Source organism: Aliidiomarina sanyensis, from assembly GCF_003987175.1.
Classification (GTDB): domain Bacteria; phylum Pseudomonadota; class Gammaproteobacteria; order Enterobacterales; family Alteromonadaceae; genus Aliidiomarina; species Aliidiomarina sanyensis.
Genome location: NZ_PIPM01000027.1, coordinates 1 through 6135 on the forward strand (window position 1 = coordinate 1; position 6135 = coordinate 6135).

Here is a 6135-nt window from a genome sequence, read left to right on the forward strand (position 1 = left end):
TATCCTGTATATCGCAGGTCATTGTGGTTCCTCTTTCAATTTACTTTGGTCGGTAAATCAAAAGGATAAACTTTGACCTGCACCTTTTCCAGCTCAGGCGAAATTACAGAAAGAATGATGCACTAACTGGATTTGGTCAGTGCAACATCAAGCAGTGGCTGGCGGATCCAACATAACTTCCGTCGATTTGTGGGCGAAAATAAGATAAAAGGAGTCCACGAGCCGTCACTGCAAAAGCTCCGTTGGAGTTACAGTGGGCTTGTGAACTCCGGAGTCTATCATCGCCAGTACTCGTCTCAACGTGGTGCTGCGGATTTTGCGCCACTGGCCGGTATTGAGGTGGTTGCTCAAGTGCAACGACTAACTGGATATTTGTCCGCATCCACTAAACGTCATGCGATAACGGACTATAAGTACGGTGGCTTGTTGGTGAATAGACAAGGGCGAGGCTTGCTTGGATTTGAGTTTTTAACGGTTCATGATCGCGATTCAGGTATTGTCACCCAAACACAGTATCATCAACAATTTCCCTTGACCGGCCAACCGCGAGTGACTGTGACAAGACAACTTGGCCGATTGATGTCAGTCGCTGAGAATACTTGGAATGGGACGCGGACCGATGATACCGGCCGACCTGCGCCAGTATTGGCATCATCAGTTGAAACGGAGTATCGCCTTGGCTGGAATGCCAATGGCTCGGTGGGAAACAGTGTGCTCGCTGCAACCACAGCGACCACCTTTACGTATGACACGTATGGAAACCTAAAATCCAGCGATGCCCTCATTACGTCGTCCGTGTCAGGTGACGGCACTCAACGTATTGAAGTGACCAACACATATGCCTCCTCGCCAACGAGATTAGGGAAGTTTGCTCGGCTTGTTGCAAGTGAAGTCAAAACAACCCAAAGCGGAGAAACCGTTTCTCGGACGGCGCGCTTTGAATACAATTCTAAGGGAGTTCTCGTGCTTGAAGAAAACCCGAGCCACGGAAATACGCCGGGTCTACGAACGACATACACGCACGATGACAAAGGACAGGTCACGGAGCAGACGTCACAAGCAATTCTCAATAATAGTGTGATAGGAGCGCCGCGAACGATTAAATGGACGTATGATTCAGTGACAGGAGCGAAGTTAAAGCAGACACGCCAGAATCAGCTCACAACAACGTACACGTACGAATACCAAAATACGGGAAGTCAGTCAGGACCGCTCGTTGCAGTGGTTGAGACCGGTGCGAACGGTGAGCAGAAGCGAACAACCTTTAATCCTTTTGGAAATATACTTCAGACGCAAATTAGAGCTTCTGTAAACGCCACATTTGTGACCTTAACTACGCACGCTTCGCAATTTTGTGAGGGCTCGTGTGCAAACGCAGCGATTTATGCCTATACACGAGAAACACATGCCTCGGGCGCGCAATCTTACACGTTCATCAATAAACTTGGTCAGGTAATCGCCACATCGGAGCGACTGCTTGATGGTCGCTACAGTCAGCAGCGCACCACCTACGATGTGCGTGGGCGACCGGAGTTTGTGTACGAGCCACAGGCTGTGACCAGCGCTTTGACATTAGCCTCGCTTTCGGGACCGCGCACGCGTTACTACTACACTCTCCATAATCAAGCACATCGTATTGATCTACCCGGAAACCGGACATCATATCAGTGGCGTGAGGGGTTTTGGGATTATCAGCAAGATCCACAAGGAAACGTGACGTCAAGCCAGGTTGATGGATTTGGCCGAACTGCGCGAGTTCGCGATGCAAGTAATCAGGAGATCCGTTATTTCTATAACGTGCATGGCTCGGTTGCGTCAGTCACGCTGCCAGGAGCACTTAGTCCGGTCACTACCACCTATGACCTTTACGGGCGTCGCGTGGGTATGGTGGATCAAGACAAGGGGAGCTGGAGTTATCGCTACAACGGCTTCGGTGAGTTGATAGAGCAACGTAAAACCGAGTTATATGTTGCAAACCCTCGTACGCTGATTGAAATCATCGAATACGATGATTTTGGACGCAAAGTCCGAACCCGAAACGCCGAAGGGACAGTTTGCTATCAATACGGTGCGCCAAATAATGCGAATCTTGCGCGAGGACGATTGCTCTCAATTAAGCAGTACACACAAGCTGTGTCGTGCACAACAAACATTGCACCGGACTATGCTGAGAGCTATACCTACAACGCTCATGGGCAGACTTTGACTCGCGAAGTTGTGAACCATGGCCGCACTGCTTTGTTCAGCTATAGTTATGCGCCGACCCTCGAGCGCCTTTCGAAGACTTTCCCGAGTGTTGGCAACCAAGCACCAACCTCGATTGAATACGAATATGCAAATGGGTATCTCGTGGGTTATAAACGCCCGGGCGTAGCGAACTCTTCATACCAAAAAATTACAAATGTGAATGCGCGCGGCCAAACGACAGGGCAGCGTTTCGGTAATGGAGTGATTCAAACCATCGGCTACGATTCAAATACCGGCTGGGTGACTTCACAACAATGGAGTGATGCTGGTGGCTTGATGCTGCGTCGCCTCACCTACCAATACGACAACGTAGGAAACACCATCTACCGCGGTCAGGACTTTCTCTCCGGAACTGGAGCGAACATGGACGAAGCGTTTGTCTATGACGATCTATATCGAATGACTAGTTATGGGCTGAGCATGGCTGACTCAGGTCCTAGCCCTGAGCCGGATCCAGATCCGTGCAATGATTGTCCGGGATTCCCGGGAGACCCAGGAGATCCTTCTGAGCCCATGTTTTCAACCTTATCGTTGCATGGCGGCGGTATGAATATTACCCACACTTACCAATATGACAGTTATGGGAATATTCTTTGGAAAAGCGATGTGGGCAGCCAAGGAGCGAGCTTTGATTATCAAAGTTCGCCCGGAGGGACGCTGTTACCCAACCGCCTGACGCGCGTGCGCTCAGGAACCAGCCAAACGGAGTTGTATACATTCACCTACGATGGGTTTGGGAACGTCACCCATGACGGGCAGCAAAGCTTTGTGTACTCGAGCTTTGATAAGCCGTTGTCGGTGACACGGTCGAGTACTCATGCGAGCTATTTTGATTATGGCCCGAGTCGTGAACTGGTAAAACAAACCGATGTGCGCGATGATGAAACCACAGTGCGTTATTTGTTTGGGGGGTATGAAGTTGTCGAGTTACCCTCGGGCGTGGTTGAGTATCGATTGCATATTGGCTCCACGGTTCTGACAAAAAGAGAATTGGGCTCAAGTGTCAATACCGAGCAGCTCTACATGCACAAGGATATGCAAGGCTCCACGGTCATGATTACTGGCGTGGCGCTTCTAGGTAGCGTTGTGCGTCAGCAACTCAACTATGATCCATGGGGCAAACAGGCGCTGATATACACCAGCGGGCAGTTTGTTTACGGGCGAGGTTTAGGCCAGTCACAAGGCTACACCGGGCACACCATGGTGAATGATTTTGATTTGATTCACATGGGTGGGCGGACCTACAACCCGGTGCTGGGGCGTTTTATGCAGGCGGACCCGTTTATTCAGGCGGGCGCGAACCTGCAGAATTACAACCGCTACAGCTATGTGCTCAATAACCCGATGAGCTATACGGATCCGAGTGGGTATTTGTTTAATCGGTTGAACAAGGCATTGGGAGACTTTGCGCCCTTTGTTGCGATTGCGATTATGGCAATGCCGTTTGGACAAAGCCTTGGTGGTGCGATGTTAAAAGGATTTTTATCCGGCGGTGTGGCGACCGGAAGTTTGCGTGGAGCGATGCATGGCGCCGTATCGGCAGGAATATTTCACTCCATAGGTACAAGCTTTCAAGAGCGAGGGCAGTTCAACAGTCGCTTTAATGCGGCAGCGGAGCGGCTAGGCTTTGGTGGCCAACCGGTGATGATGTTCGGTGGTAATGCCTTAACCGCATCTCAGATAGCGGGTCAGATAGGGGCTCACGCGTTTGCGGGGGGCGTGCTCTCATCTTTAAATGGTGCAAAGTTCTCTCACGGATTTATTAGTGCAGGCTTTGCTAAGGGTGTCGGAACCCACCTTAATGACGAAATGGGAAATCAGATTGTTGCGGGAACCATTGTATCAGCGACGATCGGAGGAACCACATCCTCGATTGTCGGCGGCAAGTTTGCCAATGGCGCGGTTACTGGGGCATTTCAGGCGTTGTTTAATCACTATAGATTTAGTAGCCGAGAAGCGGCTATCCGAAAAGCTGAAGAGCTTGTGCAACGACAGTACGAGATGGCGAATCCTTCAGGAAAGACGTATGGAGTACAGGTTGACATGACGGGAGTAATGGCGGGCGACATTGGAACTTTTGTTATCCGAAGGCAGAGGCTTTGGGGATTATTGCCGGACGAATATGTTGTTCATCGCTCACCAAACCGAAATGGGGGAATTGGATTAAACCCTGAGTATGGGGCTGGCGGACCGATAAACATGCGTAATGTTGAAGCTTGGGTCGTTGCTCCTTATAGAAATATCGTCAGTGCTTATTATGGCGCTATATCTTACAGCAATTTCGAAAGCGCTCCAGTTCATATCTATTCTCCGGAATCGCGAAGTTTTACGATTCATTTTCCATCCCAACAAGATTTGGTAAACCAATATGCGAGATAAGTCATTTTTCAACAGATCTACGCAGATGCTAATAATTTCAGTTTTTTTGGTGTTCGTTGCATCGAGTTGTTCTAAGAGTGATACGGAATCGGACAAGGAGGCAGACCAAGTGTCGATTTACAAACTGCTTCTGTACCCAGAGCGTTATCACAAGAAGAGAGTGAAAACGATAGGGTTTTACGAATATGGGATTATTTCGTCTCTATATCCATATGAGGACGATATGGTGAACCGTTTCTTATTTAGGTCAATGGTTGTTTATAACGTTAAACGAGCGCAAAGCTACGAGCTTGCTGTTTGCGATGGCAACTACGTTGAGCTCGAAGGTCTCATCGTTACCGTAGAGACAGGGACTTCGGGCAGAGTGGTTGTATATTTAGTCGATGTTACCGAAGTAAACATGGTTGTCCGAGAGGGTGATGGGAGTGTCGACCTGATTCCTTGTATTTTATTCTATGACGGTACGTAAGTGGACTTTTACAGCATGAAACTTAAAAAAAGATTATCGCTTATCGTGATATTTATGACGTTCGTGATTGGCTGCTCTGACCAGGATGCACCCACGTGGTCAAATGATTTCGCAATTCTATTCACAGAAAGTGGAGAAGTGGGGCAGTCGGGAGCACTTCATGGATATCTGACAAAGGACGGTCGCTTGTGGCTATATAAAGATGACGCAGAGATTCAAAGGCTTAGCCACAGCGTGCAACTTAAAGGACTGTCGGCGGAAGTATTGGAGGCCTGCCAAGATAAGTATGTTACGATTTTTGGCACGATAGCTCAAACCTCTCCGGTCATCATTGATAATATAGACCCAGTACTGGGTGGACGAGTCGGATGCGATTGGCCTGAAGATCAGTAGCGTGAGCAAGGAGTATGCGCGCATTAAATACCCGGTGGGGGCGCCTTCCACCATGGCTTTGTCAGTGCGGGTATGGGGCAGGTATCAAACAATGTGGAGCCATAGCGAGTTTGTATTCGGACTGCGGTTAGGGGAGATGCGCGGCTACACCGGCCACACCATGGTAAACGACCTGAACCTGATTCATATGGGTGGACGCACTTACAACCCAGTGCTGGGGCGCTTTATGCAGGCGGACCCGTTTATTCAGGCGGGCGCGAACCTGCAGAATTACAACCGCTACAGCTATGTGCTCAATAATCCGATGAGCTATACGGATCCGAGTGGGTATTTGTTTAATCGGTTGAACAAGGCATTGGGAGATTTTGCGCCTTTTGTTGCGATTGTGATTATGGCAATGCCGTTTGGACAAAGCCTTGGTGGTGCGATGTTAAAAGGATTTTTATCCGGCGGTGTGGCGACCGGAAGTTTGCGTGGAGCGATGGTCGGTGGACTGACAATCGGGATTGGATTTGAGTTCCAAGGCTTGAGAGGAACTTCTGCTGTCCTTGCTCGAGGGGGGCTTGGGGGCGTCATGAATGTGGTCCAAGGTGGAAAATTTGGCCACGGGGTACTGAGCTCATCGGCGGGAGGAGTTACGAATTCGA

4 protein-coding genes are annotated in these 6135 nt (G+C 49.5%); all 4 read left to right on the forward strand.

Going from position 1 to position 6135, the window contains the following annotated elements:
• Positions 1-132: 132 nt before the first annotated feature.
• Positions 133-4626, forward strand: a complete 4494-nt coding sequence (locus tag CWE11_RS11840; protein WP_126777834.1) for an RHS repeat domain-containing protein — start codon at positions 133-135, stop codon at positions 4624-4626.
• Between the two features lie 109 nt (positions 4627-4735).
• Entirely contained in the window at positions 4736-5095 is a 360-nt protein-coding gene (locus CWE11_RS11845; protein ID WP_126777835.1) for a hypothetical protein, read from the forward strand.
• 15 nt (positions 5096-5110) lie between these two features.
• The gene (locus CWE11_RS11850) at positions 5111-5488 is read left to right on the forward strand and encodes a hypothetical protein (RefSeq protein WP_126777836.1); all 378 of its coding nucleotides are present in this window, start codon (positions 5111-5113) and stop codon (positions 5486-5488) included.
• 91 nt (positions 5489-5579) lie between these two features.
• A partial coding sequence (locus tag CWE11_RS11855; RefSeq protein WP_241971797.1) for an RHS repeat-associated core domain-containing protein occupies positions 5580-6135 on the forward strand: 556 nt, incomplete at its 3' end.

What these genes read in the sequence shown, in the direction of transcription:
- CWE11_RS11850 (WP_126777836.1), top strand. Translation starts at nt 5,111, where the DNA reads ATGAAACTTAAAAAAAGATTATCGCTTATCGTGATATTTATGACGTTC.